The organism is Pseudomonas sp. R1-6, from assembly GCF_051132115.1.
In the GTDB taxonomy this organism is placed as follows: domain Bacteria; phylum Pseudomonadota; class Gammaproteobacteria; order Pseudomonadales; family Pseudomonadaceae; genus Aquipseudomonas.
Window position 1 is genome coordinate 738076 of sequence record NZ_CP071662.1, and the last position, 17697, is coordinate 755772.

Annotated in this window: 16 protein-coding genes; 4 read left to right on the forward strand and 12 right to left on the reverse strand. The window is 61.9% G+C overall.

Annotated features, from left to right (window positions below; genetic code table 11):
* Positions 1-787: 787 nt before the first annotated feature.
* Positions 788-1726: a S66 peptidase family protein gene (locus J3P81_RS03415; RefSeq protein ID WP_434562134.1), complete on the forward strand. Its 939-nt coding sequence runs from the start codon at positions 788-790 to the stop codon at positions 1724-1726.
* A gap of 112 nt (positions 1727-1838) precedes the next feature.
* On the opposite strand, the gene J3P81_RS03420 is transcribed toward J3P81_RS03415, so the two are convergent.
* The 5 genes from J3P81_RS03420 to leuS all read right to left on the reverse strand — a co-directional run bounded on the left by J3P81_RS03420 (position 1839) and on the right by leuS (position 7958).
* Positions 1839-3161 carry a lytic murein transglycosylase gene (locus J3P81_RS03420; protein WP_434562136.1) on the reverse strand — a complete coding sequence of 441 codons (1323 nt, stop codon included), beginning with the start codon at positions 3159-3161 and terminating at the stop codon, positions 1839-1841.
* Positions 3162-3233: 72 nt separating this feature from the next.
* Entirely contained in the window at positions 3234-3398 is a 165-nt protein-coding gene (gene arfA / locus J3P81_RS03425) for an alternative ribosome rescue factor ArfA (protein WP_030140368.1), read from the reverse strand.
* A gap of 167 nt (positions 3399-3565) precedes the next feature.
* Positions 3566-4603 (reverse strand): DNA polymerase III subunit delta, encoded by a 1038-nt coding sequence (holA, locus tag J3P81_RS03430; RefSeq protein WP_434562138.1) that lies wholly within the window; start codon positions 4601-4603, stop codon positions 3566-3568.
* Positions 4604-4655: 52 nt separating this feature from the next.
* Positions 4656-5261: an LPS assembly lipoprotein LptE gene (gene lptE / locus J3P81_RS03435; RefSeq protein ID WP_420767326.1), complete on the reverse strand. Its 606-nt coding sequence runs from the start codon at positions 5259-5261 to the stop codon at positions 4656-4658.
* Positions 5262-5351: 90 nt separating this feature from the next.
* A complete protein-coding gene (gene leuS, locus J3P81_RS03440; protein WP_434562140.1) occupies positions 5352-7958 on the reverse strand; it encodes a leucine--tRNA ligase in 2607 nt (868 codons plus the stop codon).
* Between the two features lie 304 nt (positions 7959-8262).
* Here leuS and J3P81_RS03445 point away from each other — a divergent pair, with 304 nt between their 5' ends.
* Positions 8263-8583 carry a hypothetical protein gene (locus tag J3P81_RS03445; protein WP_434562142.1) on the forward strand — a complete coding sequence of 107 codons (321 nt, stop codon included), beginning with the start codon at positions 8263-8265 and terminating at the stop codon, positions 8581-8583.
* A 103-nt stretch (positions 8584-8686) separates the two neighbouring features.
* A complete protein-coding gene (locus J3P81_RS03450; RefSeq protein WP_434562144.1) occupies positions 8687-9448 on the forward strand; it encodes a YdcF family protein in 762 nt (253 codons plus the stop codon).
* A gap of 146 nt (positions 9449-9594) precedes the next feature.
* Here J3P81_RS03450 and lnt read toward each other — a convergent pair whose 3' ends face one another.
* From lnt to miaB, 5 genes are all read right to left on the reverse strand, one after another.
* Positions 9595-11118: an apolipoprotein N-acyltransferase gene (lnt, locus tag J3P81_RS03455; protein WP_434562146.1), complete on the reverse strand. Its 1524-nt coding sequence runs from the start codon at positions 11116-11118 to the stop codon at positions 9595-9597.
* Between the two features lie 27 nt (positions 11119-11145).
* Positions 11146-11985 (reverse strand): HlyC/CorC family transporter, encoded by an 840-nt coding sequence (locus J3P81_RS03460; RefSeq protein WP_420767321.1) that lies wholly within the window; start codon positions 11983-11985, stop codon positions 11146-11148.
* A gap of 40 nt (positions 11986-12025) precedes the next feature.
* The gene (gene ybeY, locus J3P81_RS03465) at positions 12026-12484 is read right to left on the reverse strand and encodes an rRNA maturation RNase YbeY (RefSeq protein WP_434562148.1); all 459 of its coding nucleotides are present in this window, start codon (positions 12482-12484) and stop codon (positions 12026-12028) included.
* Positions 12477-13487 carry a PhoH family protein gene (locus J3P81_RS03470; protein WP_434562150.1) on the reverse strand — a complete coding sequence of 337 codons (1011 nt, stop codon included), beginning with the start codon at positions 13485-13487 and terminating at the stop codon, positions 12477-12479. Before J3P81_RS03470 ends, ybeY begins: the two co-directional genes overlap by 8 nt.
* Before the next feature lie 216 nt (positions 13488-13703).
* Positions 13704-15032 (reverse strand): tRNA (N6-isopentenyl adenosine(37)-C2)-methylthiotransferase MiaB, encoded by a 1329-nt coding sequence (miaB, locus tag J3P81_RS03475; protein ID WP_420767318.1) that lies wholly within the window; start codon positions 15030-15032, stop codon positions 13704-13706.
* Positions 15033-15164: 132 nt separating this feature from the next.
* Between miaB and J3P81_RS03480 the strand changes: the two genes are divergently transcribed.
* Positions 15165-15494 (forward strand): DUF1820 family protein, encoded by a 330-nt coding sequence (locus J3P81_RS03480; RefSeq protein WP_003185742.1) that lies wholly within the window; start codon positions 15165-15167, stop codon positions 15492-15494.
* Positions 15495-15635: 141 nt separating this feature from the next.
* Here the strand turns inward: J3P81_RS03480 and J3P81_RS03485 are convergent, their stop codons facing one another.
* Both J3P81_RS03485 and hemL read right to left on the reverse strand, forming a co-directional pair.
* Positions 15636-16190: a tetratricopeptide repeat protein gene (locus tag J3P81_RS03485; protein ID WP_420767317.1), complete on the reverse strand. Its 555-nt coding sequence runs from the start codon at positions 16188-16190 to the stop codon at positions 15636-15638.
* A 218-nt stretch (positions 16191-16408) separates the two neighbouring features.
* Complete coding sequence (gene hemL, locus J3P81_RS03490; protein WP_420767316.1) at positions 16409-17692, reverse strand: glutamate-1-semialdehyde 2,1-aminomutase; 1284 nt, start codon at positions 17690-17692, stop codon at positions 16409-16411.
* Positions 17693-17697 lie beyond the last annotated feature (5 nt).

The following is a 17697-nucleotide window of genomic DNA, read 5'->3' on the forward strand; positions in this document are numbered from 1 at the left end:
TAGATCCGTAATTGTGTGATGGCGGCTTATGGTTCCGCCCTTACGGCGGGTTACTTTTTTCAGACGCCAAAAAAGTAACCAAAAAGGCTTTGCCCCACCACTCGGTGCCTCGCCTAGGCTCGGCATGCCTGAACGAAGGCATCGCTCCGTGGGCCGCCGCGAAGGGCCATCCATGGCCCAGCGCGGCTAACCCGGCATCCATGCCGGGTTACCCACTGCGCAATACCTTCGTTCAGCCATCGTGGTTAACGGGGCGTTTCAGATCAAAAGCAAAAGCAAAAGCAAAAGCGAGGCGGCCTTTAGGCCGACCTGTTTTTTGGTGAGCGCGTTTCTTCTGTGGGGGGCTTGCTTGCGATAGCGATGTGTCAGTTTGCGGTTATGCCGAATGTGCCGGCCTCATCGCGAGCAAGCTCGCTCCCACAGGAGTTTGCGGCGCATATGAATTTTGTGTCGCTCTTGCTTTGGATCTTGATCTTGATCTTGATCTTGATCTTGATCTTGGCGCCCCGTTAAACCACGCTGGCCGAACGCAGGCATTGCGCAGTGGGTATCCCGGCATGGATGCCGGGATAGCCGCGCTGGGCCATGGATGGCCCTTCGCGGCGGGCCCACGGAGCAATGCCGGAGTGAGGGTACGCCGAGCCTAGGCGAGGTGCCGAGTGGTGGGGCGGAGCGTTTTTGGTTACTTTTGGCGCTCTTTCCAAAAGTGACCCGCTGTAAGAGCGGAACCATAAGCCGCCGTTACCGCAGAAACGGATATTCACACGATCTAAAAATCGGAAAACCCATGGTCCACACCCTAACCCCACATCACCCCGTCCCAGCCCTCCCACCCGAAGGCCTGATCGGCGTGATCGCCCCCGCCGGCCCCGCCCCCCTGGATACGGAGAAAGCAATCCAATGGATGCGCGCAAGGGGCCATGAACTGCGCATCTTCCCAGGCGTCTACGAAACGAACGGCTACCTCGCCGGCAGCGACGAAACACGCCTCAACGACCTCCACGCCGCCTTCGCCAATCCAGAAGTCAAAGCCATCATCTGCCTGCGCGGCGGCTACGGCACCCCGCGTCTACTCGATCGCATCGACTTCAACCTCTTGAAAAGCAACCCCAAGCCATTCGTAGGCTACAGCGACATCACAGCCCTGCACCTGGCCATCAGCCGCTACGCAGGCTTCGTCACCTTCCACGGCCCCTTGCTCAATGCCGACCTGCTGGGCGACAAGGAGCCATCGACCATTACCTCATTCTTCAGCCTGCTACGCGGGCAATTGAAGGCCGGTGACGTGTTGAGCCATCCGGCAGCGTATCCGTTGACCACAGTCGAACCGGGCATCGCCCACGGCCGCTTGCTGGGGGGCAATCTGTCGATGATTGCCGCGACCATGGGCACGCCCTACGAAATCGACGCAGAAGGGGTGATCCTGCTGGTGGAGGACGTCAACGAGCCGCTTTACCGCATCGATCGCCTGCTCACCCAGCTGCGATTGGCGGGAACCCTGGCCAAATTGCGAGGAGTGCTGTTGGGAGACGTGGCGGGTGTGGACGTCGAGGCGTTGAATCGCTTGTTCAAGCAGACCTTCGCGCCGTTGCGCATCCCGGTGTTGTCGGGTTGGCGCAGCGGGCACTGTGATCCGAACCTGACGTTGCCCATGGGGGCGTTGGTGACGCTGGATGCGGGGGAGAAGAGGCTGGTGTTGGGGCAGGATGTGGTGGTCAGTCGCTAGTTATTCAGCGTTTGCAAATCAGTCATCGCGAGCAGGATCGCTCCCACAGGCTTTCCAAGGACCTTGTGGGAGCGAGCCTGCTCGCGATGGCGATACTGCGCCATAAGCGGCTTCAACGGCTACGCAACGCCTCCAGCAATTTGTGCGTCGGATACCCATCCGCCGGCCAGCCAAGCGACTGCTGGGCGCTGCGGATCGCCTTGCGGGTATTGGCGCCGATGATGCCGTCGGGATTGCCAGCGTCGTAATTATGTTTGCCCAGCAGGGTCTGCAATTCGATGCGTTCGCTGCGGCTCAGGGGCAAGTCGTCCTTTGGCCATGAGCCGTCAATCAGCCCTGCGCCGCTGAAACGCTCCGACAGCAGGCTGACCGCCAATGCATAGGACGACGAGTTGTTGTATTTGAGAATTGCACGGAAGTTATCGAGCACCAGGAACGCCGGGCCGCGATAGCCCGCGGGCAACAGCAGGGCTGCCGACAAATGTTCGGAGCCGGCCGGCGGCTGGGCGCCGTTGGGCAGGCTTACACCCAGTTGCAGCCACTCGGCGACGGGCTTGCGGATCAAGCCGTCGGCCAGCGGATAGTCGAAGCCTTCCTTCAGCCGCACCTCGAACCCCCACGGCTGGCCGCGCTGCCATCCGGAGCTTTGCAAGTAATGCGCGGTCGAGGCCAGGGCGTCGGTAGAGCTGCCCCAGATGTCCCGGCGGCCGTCGCCGTCGAAGTCCACCGCATGGGTGTTGTAGGTGGTTGGAATGAACTGGGTCTGGCCCATGGCGCCGGCCCAGGAGCCGAGCATTTTTTCTGGCGTGATATCGCCCTGTTGCAGGATCTGCAGCGCGGCGATCAGTTGTGCGTGGGCAAAACCTGGGCGTCGTCCTTCATAGGCCAGGGTCGCCAAGGAGTTGATGACCGACTTGGTGCCCTGGAACTGGCCGAAATTGCTCTCCATGCCCCACACCGCCACCAATGCCGCACGATCGACGCCATAGCGTTGCTCGATGCTTTGCAGGATATCGGCGTGCTGCTGGACCAACGCCTGGCCCTTGCGTACCCGCAGAGGCGACAACGCTCCGTCGAGGTATTCCCACACCGGCCGGGTGAATTCAGGTTGGCTGCGATCGGCCTTGATCACGCTCATGTCCGGACTGACGCCGATGAAGGCGCGGTCGAACAGGTCGGCTCGAATCCCGGCGGCCAATGCCTGCTTGCGGAACCCGGCTTGCCATTCGGCAAAGGTCTGGGTGGGCACGATGGCCAGGTCGTCCCCGGTAGGCACGACAGGCGGCACGATAGCCGGCGCTGTCACGACGGGAGCGGTCTGGAGCGGTTGGGCGTCGGCGGCGGTGGGTTTCTCTGCACAGGCCACCAGCAGGACAACGCTTGTGGCGGCAATCAATTGGCGCAAAGGCCAACCACGGGGAAGACAGAAGGGCATTCAGGGGTCCAGAAAATCAAATCAGGTGCTGACCTTAACATGCGAAAGGGCTGTAGGGCTTGTCCAGGTGTTTCATGCCGCCAGAAAGCAAGAAGCCTCCCAGTTGTCAGACTGGAAGGCTTCGCGGCGGTAGCTGCCTTTGCCCTTGGCGGGTCGTTCCTGGCGGCTGCGGAACAGGGGTTGGGCGACGATGGACTTGGCTTTGTTGGGGCCATGCCTGGATGGCTTTTTGCTCATGATTGGATCTCTCGTGGGGTGGTTTTGCGGGGGGAAATCATGGGACAGGACTGGGGTTTTGTCCAGTCCCTGCATCGCGTAGGAAATTTCAAGATGGCGAGGGGGCTGTGGCTCCCCCGCCACAAAATCATGCTTGACACAAAAAGTCTGTTGCTTGGAAAAGAGGTTTATTCCGCGGGTAAAGGGAGTCGTTGTCCGGCCATCAACAACGACAACCGACTGAGGCTCATCCACGGCGAGCCGGCGGCCTGGCCCTTGATCTGCGCGTCGATGCGCTGGGCCTCGAGCAGCAATTGGGCCCAGCGTGACGCGGAATAGCGTTGCAGCGCCTTGCTCATCAGCGGTTTGCGCTTGTCCCACACTGGCGGGCGAGCCTGACTGAAGGCCTTGTCCAGGGGCACCCCCTGGCTGTATTGCAGCGACAGGTTGGCCAGCAGCCGCAGCTCCCGGGCCAGGGCCCAGAGGATCACCGGAGGTTCGACGCCTTCGCCTCGCAGGCCTTCGAGCATGCGCAAGGCATGAGCGGCTTCGCCGTTGAGGATTGCGTCGGTCAGCCCGAAGACATCGAAGCGGGCGCTGTCAGCCACGGCGGCCTGCACCGTTTCCACGGTGATCTGGCCGCCCTCGGCCATCAGCTTGAGCTTTTCGACTTCCTGGGCGGCGGCCAACAGGTTGCCTTCGACCCGGGCGGCAATCAGTTCAACCGCGTCCTGGCTGGCCGATAGACCGGCCTGGGACAGGCGTTGGCGGATCCAGTTCGGCAGCTGGCTGGCATCCACCGGCCAGATCTGCACGAACTGGGTCTGTGGACCTTCGACCAGCGCCTTGCCCCATTTGGTTTTCTGCGCGCTGCCATCGAGTTTCGGCAGGCTGATGAGCAGCACCGTGTCTTCGGCCGGTCGCGAGCAATATTCGATCAGCGCGGCGGCGCCTTTGTCACCGGGTTTGCCCGAGGGCAAGCGCAGTTCCAGCAGGCGTTTTTCGGCAAACAGCGACATGCTCGCCCCTGCCAGCAGCAGCGTGCCCCAGTCGAAACTGGCGTCGGCCGCGAACACCTGGCGTTCGTCGAAGCCTTGTTGGCGAGCGGCGGAGCGGATGGCGTCGGCGGCTTCCTGGCACAGCAGCGGGTCATCGCCGCTGATGATGTAGACCTGGGCGAGGGCGCCTTGCAGGTGTTTGCCGAGTTGGGCGGGGGCCAGTTTCATAAACGCTGTTCAGTAGAGAAAGCGAGCGGGGCGCCGAAACGCCCCGCAAGGCTTATGGAGCAGGAATTTGCATAGGCGATTGTTGCGGGGTTTCCGCTTCCGCCTTGCGTGCTGCTTCCAGCGCTTCGGCTTCGGCCTTGGCCTTGGCGTCGGCGGTCTGTTGCAGTTGCTCCAACTGGGCCGGGCTCAGTTGTTGCAGGCGCAGCATCATCCGCTGTACCAGGTCGCGACGCATTTCTTCGCGTACTTCGCTGGACTCCTGGTCGGAGCCGGTGATGTTGTTGCCGTCATGCAGGTAGACCTTCTGTACTTGCAGCTTGTCGTCCAGCAGCACCAGGTTGTTTTGCCCGCGGATTTCATAGTTCAGCACGTTGTTGAGCTCGTATTCGGCCGAGCGACCGGCGCCGGCATAGCTCAGGCTGCGCTGGCTTTGCTGTTCGCGGGTCAATACCAGCTTGTACGGCGCACCGCTGTAGACTTTCACGCCGCTGTCTTCCAGCGTGTCGCGCAACGCTTTTACGGTATCGCCATAGGCGTCGCGCGCGCTGAGGTCCAGTTCGGTGATGGCCAGTTCGGTGGTGCCGGTGCCGCGCAGCTGGAAGCCGCAGGCGCTCAACAGGACCGCCAGGCCCATAACCAGCAGATTACGTTTGATCATCTTGTTGCTCCCCTTGAAACCCATGGGCCGAGCGTGCGGCCCCGCAGGTCAAATTCGGCGCCGGGCCCTTGGCCCGGACGCCCGATCCAATTAGCTTGCGACGATGTTGACCAGTTTGCCGGGCACGACGATCACTTTGCGAATCGTCAGGCCATCGACGAAGCGCAGCACGTTTTCGTTGGCCCGCGCGGCGGCTTCGACTTCTTCGCGCGTGGCGGCGGCCGGCATTTCGATCTGGCCCCGCAGCTTGCCGTTGACCTGGATGACCAGGGTCAGGCTGTCCTGCACCAGCGCACTTTCGTCCACCATCGGCCAGCGGGCGTCGATCACCGGGTCAGCGTGACCCAGGCGATTCCACAACTCGTGGCTGATGTGGGGGGTGATCGGCGCCAGCAGCAGCGTCACTGCTTCCAGGCCTTCGTGAATCAGTGCGCGATCCTGCTCGGTGCCTTGGGCGGCTTTTTCCAGTACGTTCATCAGCGTCATCACCTGGGCGATGGCGGTGTTGAATTTGTGGTTCTGGCCGACGTCGTGGCTGGCCTGCTTGATCGCCAGGTGGATCGAACGACGGACGGCTTTTTGGTCATCGTTCAGGCTGGCGACGTCCAGTTTGCCCGGCAGGCCCTGGATGACGTGGGCCTGGGCCAGGCGCCAGACGCGCTTGAGGAAGCGGTGCGAGCCCTCGACGCCGGAGTCGGACCATTCGGCGCTCATGTCCGGTGGCGAGGCGAACATCATGAACAGGCGGCAGGTGTCCGCGCCGAACTGGTCGATCATCGACTGAGGGTCGACGCCGTTGTTCTTCGACTTGGCCATTTTCTCGGTGCCGCCGATTTCCACCGGCAGGCCGTCGGCGATCAGCTTGGCGCTGATGACCTTGGCCTTGCTGTCGCGTTCGAGTTCGACGTCGCTCGGGTTGAACCACGTGTAGGCACCGTTGGCTTCGCGACGATAGTACGTCTCGGCGATCACCATGCCCTGGGTCAGCAGGTTCTTGAACGGCTCGTTTGAGCTCACCAGGCCTTCGTCACGCATCAGCTTGTGGAAGAAGCGCGCGTAAAGCAGGTGAAGAATGGCGTGTTCGATGCCGCCGATGTATTGATCCACCGGCAACCAGTGGTCAGCCGCGGATTTTTCCACCAGGCCGCCTTCAAAGTGCGGCGAGGCGTAGCGGGCGTAGTACCACGAGGACTCGACGAAGGTGTCCATGGTGTCGGTTTCACGCTTGGCCGGTGCGCCGCATTTCGGGCAGCTGCACTCGTAGAATTCGGGCATGCGCGCCAGGGGCGAACCGGCGCCGTCGGGTACGACGTCTTCCGGCAGGACCACCGGCAGCTGATCTTCCGGCACCGGTACGTCACCGCAGGTGTCGCAATGCACGATGGGGATCGGGCAACCCCAGTAGCGCTGGCGGCTGATGCCCCAGTCGCGCAGGCGGAACTGGGTGCGCGAGGCACCGAGGTTCTTCTTGATCAGGGCCACTTCGATGGCATCGAAGGCGCCAGCGAAATCCAGGCCGTCGAACTCACCGGAATTGATCAGCTCGCCGTGTTCGCCGTAGGCGTCCTGCCAAGGCGCTGGTGCCTGGTCGCCGGCGCTGGTGCGCACGACCGGCTTGACCGGCAGGTTGTATTTGTGGGCGAACTCGAAATCACGCTCGTCGTGGGCGGGCACCGCCATGACCGCGCCGTCGCCGTAGTGCATCAGCACGTAGTTGGCGACCCACACCGGCAGTTTCTCGCCGGTGAGCGGGTGCTCGACGAACAACGAAGTCGGCAGGCCTTTCTTCTCTTGGGTGGCGACGTCGGCTTCGGCGACGCTGCCGCCTTTGCATTCGACGATGAACGCCTGCAGCTCGGGGTTGTTCCGCGCTGCCAGAGTCGCCAGCGGATGCTCGGCGGCCACGGCCACGTAAGTGGCGCCCATCAAGGTGTCCGGACGGGTGGTGAAGACCTTCAGGGTGCCGGCTTCGCCAATGGAGGCGACGTCGTAGGGGAACTGCACTTCCATGCCCCGGGACTTGCCGATCCAGTTGCGCTGCATGGTCTTGACTTGCTCGGGCCAGCCGGTCAGCTCGTCGAGGCTCTCCAGGAGTTCATCCGCGTAGGCGGTGATCTTGAAGTAGTACATCGGGATCTCGCGCTTTTCGATCAGCGCGCCGGAGCGCCAGCCGCGACCGTCGATCACTTGCTCGTTGGCCAGTACGGTCTGGTCCACCGGGTCCCAATTCACGGTGCCGTTCTTGCGGTAGATCACGCCTTTCTCGAACAGGCGGGTGAACAGCCATTGTTCCCAGCGATAGTAGTCGGGCTTGCAGGTGGTCACCTCGCGGGACCAGTCCACCGCCAGGCCCAGGCTGCGCAGCTGGGTCTTCATGTACGCGATGTTTTCGTAGGTCCACTTGGCGGGGGCGACGTTGTTCTTCATCGCGGCGTTTTCCGCCGGCATGCCGAAGGCGTCCCAACCCATGGGTTGCAGGACGTTCTTGCCTTGCATGCGCTGATAGCGGGAGATCACGTCGCCGATGGTGTAGTTGCGCACGTGCCCCATGTGTAGCTTGCCGCTGGGGTAAGGGAACATCGACAGGCAGTAGTACGTCTCCTTGCCTGGCTGTTCACTGACTTCAAAGGACTTTTGCTCGTCCCAGAACGACTGGGCGGCGGCTTCGATTTCACGGGGCTGGTAGTGTTCGTGCATGGCTACTTTTGTACTGAATGGGGTGGCCCAATCCTCTTCATTGCCATGCTGGACGCAGATGACGCCGAATGCGGCGTTTTCGATGCCCAGCCAAGCTGGAAGTGGAGTTACAGGAAGCGCCGTAGCATACATGACCGCGCTCCGCCGAGGGAAACCCTGATTGCTGCTCAACCATTGCCGAGCCTTTTGCCGACCATTGGCGACGACCGGGGTTCTGGGCCGTTGGTCGCGGCGTCCAGCCGGTTTGCCCAGCGAAGCTAAGCTTCTGAATGGGGAGTGAGTCTTATCTTCAATGAGGTGAGGGATGGTTGAATCACAACGAAAAGTCGCTACACCTGAGTTGTATGAAAAACTGATCGATCGCCTGGGGATGGCCTTGGACGCCGCAAGAACCGCCGGTCGCTTGCGTGATGAACGCCCGGCAGAGCTGGAACTGCGAGGCCTGAGCCCCGCAGAGTTCGAGCTGGTCAAGGCTTACCTTGAACAGGCCGGGCACCAGGCCTCAGCAAATGGGGGCCAGGCAAACAAGCGTCTCGAAGCGCCCCGATCGGCCAAGATTGTCTGGCTCAAGGATCGGACGCCCGACAAGGATGCTGTAAAGGTCCGGTCCCTGCAGTTCAAGTAAAGGCCAGATTCACGCGTGTCGCTTTTTTTGATTCGAGGTTCTTGGAATCTGTTGTCGCTTTGCGTCAACCCACCTAGGCTTCGGGCATCTATGGAGATGCCCGATGCCGTTTCGCTATTTCATCAAACAGCTTCTATTGCCGCCTGGCATTCTTTTGCTTTTGCTGGCGCTTGCCTGGTGGTGGCGTGATTCCCGGCCGCGCCTGGCCCGCGTGTGTTTTATCCTGGGGCTGGGTGGTTTCTGGCTGATGAGCCTGCCGATAGTGGTGCAGTGGAGCGCGAAGGCATTGGAGCGCGAACCGCCGCTGCTGCGCAGTGAATGGGCGACCCTGGCCCAGCGCGCCGACGCCATTGTGGTGCTGGGCTCGGGGCGCGAGCGCGGTGACCTGGCCTGGGGCACCGACCAGCCCACCGGGGTGGGCCTGGAGCGCCAGCGTTATGCGGCGCGGTTGGCCAGGGCTTCGGGCTTGCCCGTGTTGACAACCGGCGGCTTGCATTACGGCACCCCGCCCAGCGAGGCCAAGCTGATGGCTGACTCGATGCGTGAGGATTTCGGCGTCGACGTGCGCTGGCAGGAGGGCCACAGCCGCACCACGTGGGAGAACGCCCAGATGAGCGCGCAGATCCTGCTGCCCGAAGGGGCGAAGCGCGTGGTGGTGGTGACCCAGGCCTGGCACATGCCACGAGCGGTCTGGAGTTTTGAACGTTCTGGATTTGAAGTGGTGCCTGCGCCTGTCGGTTTCCTGGGTCAGGATAACGCCCGGCCGTTGGGTGGCTGGATGCCGGAATTCAAATCGGTGTGGCAATCGGGGCAGTTGATGAACGAGGCGGTGGGGTTGGTGGGGTATTGGTTGTTTTATCGCTGAATCATTGAAGTGAACGCTTATTGTGGCGAGGGAGCTTGCTCCCGCTGGGGCGCGCAGCGGCCCCAAAAAGCGGGGCCTGCTGCGCCCGAAGCGTCGGACCGGTCCAGCGGGAGCAAGCTCCCTCGCCACAGGGATGGGGGAGCGAGTTAAACCGTCTTGGCCATCCGCCCCGCCACCAGCGCCCAACCCAAAAGCAATACACACAAAATGATCAGCGGCCACGAGCGCCATTGAAGGTACGGCGTCAGGTCGTGCATCGGCACCACTTCACCGTAGAGGATGCCGCGTTGGAACTGCGGAATCTGGACGGTGATCTGGCCGAAGGGGTTGATCAGGCCGGTCACGCCATTGTTGGTGGCGCGAATCATCCAGCGCCCGGCCTCCAGCGCGCGCATCTGGGCCATTTGCAAGTGTTGCAACGGGCCGATCGACGTACCGAACCAAGTGTCGTTGCTGATCGTCAGCAACAGGTCGCTTCGCGCTGAAAGGTTGGCAGCGAATTCCGGGTAGACCACTTCGTAGCAAATGAATGGCGCGATCTGGTAACCCTTGGCCTGCAGCAATGGCTGATCAGCCGGGCCTCGGGCGAAATCCGACATTGGCAGGTCGAAAAATGCGATCAGGCCGCGCAGGATATCCTGCAATGGCACGTACTCGCCGAAGGGCACCAGTTTCTGCTTCAGGTAAGTGCCGTCGCCTTCGCCGGTCACGGTGATGCCGTTGAAATAGCGCTTCTCATGACGTACTTCCTGGCGGATCGGTACGCCGGTGATCAGTGCCGAATGCCGCTCGGCGGCGAAACTGCCCATCATGTCCAGGTAGCCCTGGGCGGACTCCTTGAGTACCGGCACGGCCGTTTCCGGCCAGACCAGCAGGTCGACGCGCTTGGACGTGAAGCTCATGTCACGGTACAGCGCCAGTTGCGCGTTGAGCTGCTCGGGGTCCCACTTCATGCTTTGTTCGATGTTGCCCTGGATGGCCGCGACACTCAGCGGCTCGCCCGAGGGGCTGGTCCAGGCATGCCCCTTGAGCGCAAAGCCGGCCGCCCAGGGGCCGATGAGCAAGGCCACACCCGCGACGACGAAGCCTTTGCGCCCGGAACGCAGCAATCGGGGCGCGTTGTACAACAGCGCGGCGGTCTGGGCCAGGGTGAAGGAGATCAGCCACATGCCACCCAGCGGTGCAAGGCCGGCCAGCGGGCCGTCCAGTTGACTGTAGCCGGAGTAAAGCCAGGGGAATCCGGTCAGGAACCAGCCCCGAAAGGCTTCCTGGCCCAGCCAGAGCGCGGCGAAGGCCAGGGCATCGGCCAACGGTGCCTCGTTGCGCCGCAGCCAGCGCGCCCAGAGCCAGGCGGGCAGGGCGAAGAACCAAGCGATCGCGGCAATGAACAGCAGCATCAAAAGCCCGGCCAGCAGCACCGAGGCGCCACCGAAGTTATGGATGCTGACGTAGATCCAACTGGTGCCGGCGCCAAACAGGCCGAAACCGAAACACCAGCCGCGCCCCAGGGCCTGGCGCGGCGAGAGCTCGCGCAGGCCAGCATAGAACAGCCCGACCGCCAGCAATGCCAGCGGCCAGATATCGAACGGCGCCAGGGCCAGGGTGGTGATCGCACCGGCCGCCACGGCCAGCAGGTTACCGGGCCAGCCGGGGCGGTTTATCCAGCGCATGTGTTTCCTTAGCGGCTCTTGCAGGGTTTAACGGGCAATGGGTGACAGGCGCAGCAGATGAATCCGGCGGCTGTCGGCATTCAGGATGCGGAAGCGCCAGGAGCCGATCTCGGTGGTTTCGTTGCGCTTGGGCAGGTGGCCGAAGGCACTCATCACCAGGCCGCCGACGGTGTCGAACTCATCGTCGGAGAATTCGCTGTCGAAGAACTCGTTGAAGTTCTCGATCGGCGTCAGGGCCTTGATCAGGAAGTCGCCGCTGGGCAAGGGCTTGATGTAGCTGTCTTCCTCGACGTCGTGCTCATCCTCGATGTCGCCGACAATCTGTTCAAGCACGTCTTCGATGGTGACCAGCCCGGCCACGCCGCCGTATTCGTCGATGACGATGGCCATGTGGTTGTGGTTGGCGCGGAATTCACGCAGCAGTACGTTCAGGCGCTTGGACTCGGGCACGAACGTGGCCGGGCGCAGCAGGTCCTTGATATTGAAACTGTCGCCGTTCTCCTGGAGGATCAGCGGCAGCAGGTCCTTGGCCAGCAGCACGCCCATGACGTCGTCATGGCTCTCGCCGACGACCGGGTAGCGCGAGTGAGCGGAGTCGACCACGGCGGGCAGGAATTCGCGGGGAGTCTGGGTTGCCTTGATGCTGATCATCTGCGAGCGCGGGACCATGATGTCCCGAACTTGCAGGTCAGCCACCTGGATGGCGCCTTCGACGATGGCCAGCGCTTCGCTGTCCAGCAATTTGTTCTGGTGTGCATCGCGCAGCAGCTCCAACAGCTCCTGGCGGTTTTTCGGCTCATGGGCAAAAGCCTGGGTGAGCTTGCCCAGCCATGACTTCTGCCCGTTGGTCGATCGATCTTCGCTCATAGCGATTACTCTGAATCCTTTGTCGTTACAGGTTGATGTTTCAGTGTTCGTCGCCGGCATACGGGTCGGGATGACCCAGCTCGGCAAGCAACGTTCGTTCCAGCGCTTCCATTTCCTCGGCTTCGTCCTCTTCCATATGGTCGTAACCAAGCAAATGCAAGCAGCCATGGATCACCAGGTGGGCCCAGTGGGCTTCGGGTGACTTGCCTTGTTCGGCGGCCTCGCGCTCGACGACCGGGACGCAGATCACCAGGTCCCCCAGCAACGGGATGTCGAGCATTTCGTCGGGCACGTCGGCGGGAAACGACAGCACGTTGGTGGCGTAGTCTTTCTGCCGCCAGGTGTGGTTCAGCTCGCGGCCTTCGGCTTCGTCCACCAGGCGGATCGTCAGTTCCGAGTCGGCGCTGCGCTGGCGCAGCGCCAGTTCGCACCATTGGCGGAACTGGGCTTCGCTGGGGGCGGGGTGTTCACTGGCCTCTTGCAGGTCGAGTTCAAGCATTGTGGCGATTGCCTTTGCTTTCGGCCGAATCTTCATCGGCGCGGTTCTCGAAACGCTCGTAGGCTTCGACGATGCGCTGCACCAACGGATGGCGTACGACGTCCTTGGGCATGAAGTGCGTGAAGCTGATGCCCGGGACGTCCTTGAGCACCTGGATCACGTGGTTCAGCCCGGACTTGGTGCCTCGGGGCAGGTCGACCTGGGTGATGTCCCCGGTGATGACGGCGGTGGAGCCGAAACCGATCCGGGTCAGGAACATCTTCATCTGTTCGACGGTGGTGTTCTGGCTTTCGTCGAGGATGATGAAGCTGTTGTTCAGGGTCCGACCACGCATGTAGGCCAGCGGCGCGACCTCGATGACCTGTCGCTCGATCAGCTTGGCGACGTATTCGAAGCCGAGCATTTCGTACAGCGCGTCATAGAGCGGGCGCAGATACGGGTCGATCTTCTGGGTCAGGTCGCCGGGCAGGAAACCGAGTTTTTCCCCTGCTTCGACGGCGGGACGCACCAGCAGGATGCGGCGCACCTGTTCGCGCTCCAACGCGTCGACCGCACAGGCAACGGCCAGGTAGGTCTTGCCAGTACCAGCCGGGCCGATGCCGAAGTTGATGTCGTTGGCCAGGATTTCCTTCACGTAGCGCTGCTGATTCAAGCCGCGAGGGCGAATCATGCCTTTTTTCGTGCGCAGGGCCACGGCAGGTTCCGACGGGGCGTGATTGTCGAGTTCTTCGACCGCCGACTCTTGCAGGAACAGGTGGACCATGCCCGGAGACAGCTCGCTCGCCTTGGTTTCTCGGTAGAGACGGCGCAGCAGGTTTTCCGCGGAGGTGGTGTGCTTGGGATCGCCGATCAGTTCGAACTGGTTCCCGCGATTGCGGATCTCGATGGTCAGGCGCTGTTCGATCAAGCGAAGATGCTCGTCGAATTGCCCGCACAGATTGGCGAAGCGGCGAGCCTCAAAGGGCTCGAGAATGAAACGATGAGGTTCGATGGGTGCGTTCAAGGTCGTTTTTAGCCGCCCAGGGGCAATTAAGGTGAAATCAAGGATAACGCCAGTAGGCTGGGTGCGAAAGGTCTTAAGCGGCGCAATCTGACAACAGGACCTACACAGCCCATTGTGGGAGCGAGCCTGCTCGCGAAAACGGTCTTGTATTCAGCGCATGTGTTGGCCGATAGACCGCTTTCGCGAGCAGGCTCGCTCCCACAGGGATCTGTACAGTTACTGCACCAGCGAACCCCGCAGCGAGTGCGGTTGCGCGGCGTCGATGTGTACGTCGGCGAACTGGCCGATCAGGGCTGGCGTGTCGCAGCGGAAGTTGACGATACGGTTGTTTTCCGTACGGCCCTGCAATTCGCCCGGGTCTTTTTTCGAGTAGTCGGTGACCAGGATCCGCTGGATCGAACCGACCATCTGTCGGCTGATTTCAAAGCCCTGCTGGTTCAAGCGGTGCTGCAAAGCATTGAGCCGCTCCTTCTTCACTTCCTCGGGCGTCTCATCCGCCAGGTCGGCCGCCGGCGTGCCGGGGCGCTGGCTGTAGACAAAGGAATAGGAGAAGTCGAAGCCCACGTCTTCGATCAGCTTCATGGTCTGCTGGAAATCTTTCTCGGTTTCGCCAGGGAATCCGACGATAAAGTCCGAGCTGATGCAGATCCCCGGCACTGCGGCGCGCAACTTGCGCAGTTTGGATTTGTACTCCAGCGCCGTGTGGTTGCGCTTCATCGCTGCGAGGATTCTGTCCGAACCCGATTGCACCGGCAGGTGCAGGTGCTTGACCAGCTCGGGAACTTCGGCGTGGGCCTGGATCAGGCTGTCGGAAAACTCCAACGGATGGGACGTGGTGTAGCGGATCCGGTCGATACCGTCCACCGCCGCCACGACGCGGATCAACTCGGCGAGGTCCGCCAGGCGACCGTCGTGGGTCAGGCCGCGATAGCCGTTGACGTTCTGCCCCAGCAAGGTCACTTCACGCACGCCGTTTTCCGCCAGGTGGATGATCTCGGCGATCACGTCGTCGAACGGCCGGCTGACCTCTTCGCCGCGGGTATAGGGGACCACGCAGAACGTGCAGTATTTGCTGCAGCCTTCCATCACCGACACATAAGCGCTGGGGCCGTCGATGCGCGGCTCGGGCAGGTGGTCGAACTTCTCGATTTCGGGGAACGAAACGTCGACTTGGGGCAATTTGGTCACGCGCGCCGCGTCGATCATTTCCGGCAGGCGGTGCAGGGTCTGGGGGCCGAAGACCACGTCCACGTACGGCGCGCGGTCACGAATGGCCGCGCCTTCCTGGCTGGCGACGCAGCCGCCGACCGCGATGACCATTTCCGGGTTGGCCAGCTTCAGTTCACGCCAGCGGCCCAGTTGGGAATACACCCGGTCCTGGGCGCGCTCGCGGATCGAGCAGGTGTTGAGCAGGATCACGTCTGCGTCTTCGGCGCGGGCGGTGACTTCCAGGGCCTGGTGTTCACCCAGCAGATCGACCATGCGCGAGCTGTCGTACTCGTTCATCTGGCAACCGTGGGTTTCGATGTAAAGCTTCTTGGCCATGGACGGATCATCACGTGATTCAAAGAACCGCGCATTATAGGCAACAAGTCCCCCGGTTCCTACCGCTGCGCGAGCAGTGGCTATGCTATAGTTCGCGCCCTCATTTTTACCCGCCGATGTGTTTCGCCAGCCATGACCAAACGTGAAGCTCCAATCTACAAGGTGATTTTCCTCAACCAGGGCCAGGTGTTCGAGATGTACGCCAAGCAGATCTATCAGAGTGATCTGTGGGGCTTTCTGGAAGTGGAAGAGTTCGTCTTTGGCGAGCGTACACAAGTGGTCGTCGACCCAAGCGAAGAAAAGCTCAAGGCGCAATTCGAAGGCGTGGTGCGCAGCTTCGTGCCGATGCATTCGATCGTGCGCATCGATGAGGTCGAGCGCCTTGGCACTCCGAAAATCAGCGAAGCCCGCGGCGCGGTCGGCAATGTGATGCCGTTTCCGATGCCGATGCCTGAGAAGTAGGGTTCAAGACCGGGTTGCTCCCAATCGCGAGCAGGCTCGCTCCCACAGTAAATCGCCGGTGAGCGCAAATCCTGTGTCGCCAGAGAGCCAACTGTGGGAGCGAGCTTGCTCGCGATGAGGCCTTCAAGGCCAGAACATTAATCAGGGCAGTGGCGAGAACGGCGTGCGTCCGTCGGCGTTCTGCAATTCCATCAGGTATTTGCGAAAGATCTGCCCCAGCACCTGGGTGGCCACTTCCAGCTCGTCGCGGGGCATCTGCTCGGCGACTTCGTCGGCGGTGTCCAATGCCTCTTCGGCGCCGTTAACCGCCGCCATCTTCAAGACGATATACGCCTGGACATTGTTGGCCGGTACGCCTTCGCCATGGAAGAACATGCCGCCAAGCTTGAACTGCGCCTGGGCGTGGCCTTGTAGCGAGGCTTTTTCGAAATAGTTGAGGGCCAGCTTGAGGTCGCGGGGCGCGGCCTTGCCGTCGTAGTAGAACTCGCCCAATTCATATTGCGCTTGGGCATCGCCCTCGTCGGCCGCTTTTCGACAGGCGTCGAGTGCCGGTGCGAGATCTTGTGGCTGGGTGTTGAGGGTGCAACGGCCCATCGCCGGGATCAACAACGAGTTACCGCCTGCCTGTGCATGAGCGAGCAGGGGCTGAAGGAGCAACAGGCAGCCCAAGGCAAGGGTGCGGCCGGTGCGGTTCATGGGAATCGACTTACCTCTGAGGGGCGCGTGGACCCTTCGGGGGATCCAATAAGCGCGCATTATGAAATAAGCGGGGCCATCCTTACAAAGTCTTTACTCGTTTTTCTGCTGCAAAGGAACCGCAACGACGGTTTGTTGGGCAGATATGTAGGAAAAGGCACGGTGGGTTATGGGCAATAACTGACGCTGGTGTCAGCCAGCGTCAGTTATCCACAGGCTTATTTCAGTGCCGCGAAGGCTCGTTCAGCCGCGTCGAGGGTAATCTTCAGTTCCGCCTCGCCATGGGCGATGGAGGTGAAGCCGGCTTCAAAGGCGCTTGGCGCCAGGTAGACGCCGCCTTCGAGCATCAGGTGGAAGAAGCGCTTGAAGCGGTCGGCGTCGCTGGCCATCACGTCGTCGAAGGTCACGATGTCATCGGCGCCGCTGAAATACAGGCCGAACATGCCGCCGGCCTGGGTGGTCACAAACGGAATGCCAGCCGCGTCGGCGCGCACTTGCAGGCCATCGAGCAGGCGCGTGGTGAATTCGGTCAGTTCGGCGTGGAAGCCCGGGCGGCTGATCAGGCGCAGGGTGGTCAGGCCAGCAGCCATCGCCAACGGGTTGCCCGACAGCGTGCCGGCCTGATAGACCGGGCCCAGCGGCGCGATGCATTCCATGATGGCGCGTTTGCCGCCGAAGCAGCCCACGGGCATGCCGCCACCGATGATCTTGCCGAAGGTGCTCAAATCCGGCGTCACGCCATAGTGGGCCTGGGCGCCACCAAGGGCGACACGGAAGCCGGTCATCACTTCATCGAAAATCAGCACCACGCCATGCTGGTCGCACAGGCTGCGCAGACCTTCGAGAAAGCCTGGCGCCGGCGGCACGCAGTTCATGTTGCCGGCCACCGGCTCGACGATGATGCATGCCACCTCCTGACCGACTTCGCCGAGCATCTTCTCGACTTCTTCAAGGTCGTTGAACGGCAGGGTCAGGGTGTGCTTGGCAAATGCCGCTGGCACGCCCGCCGAGCTCGGAACGCCTTGGGTCAGGGCGCCGGAACCGGCCTTGACCAGCAGGCTGTCGGAGTGGCCGTGGTAGCAGCCTTCGAATTTGATGATGCTGTCGCGGCCGGTGTAGCCACGGGCCAGGCGGATCGCGCTCATGGTCGCTTCGGTGCCGGAGCTGACCATGCGCACCATTTCCATCGACGGCACGATGGAGCAGACCAGGTCCGCCATCTCGGTTTCCATCGCCGTCGGCGCGCCATAGGACAGCCCGTGCTCCAGCTGCTTGCGCACCGCATCCAGCACGTCCGGATGGCTATGGCCGAGAATCATCGGCCCCCACGAGCCGACGTAGTCAACGTAGCGCTTGTCGTCTTCATCGGTGACATACGCGCCTTCGGCGTGCTTGAAGAACAGCGGTGTGCCGCCGACGCTCTTGAACGCGCGAACAGGCGAGTTCACGCCGCCGGGGATATGTTTCTGGGCGTTGGCAAACAGGGTTTCGGAACGGGACATGGTAG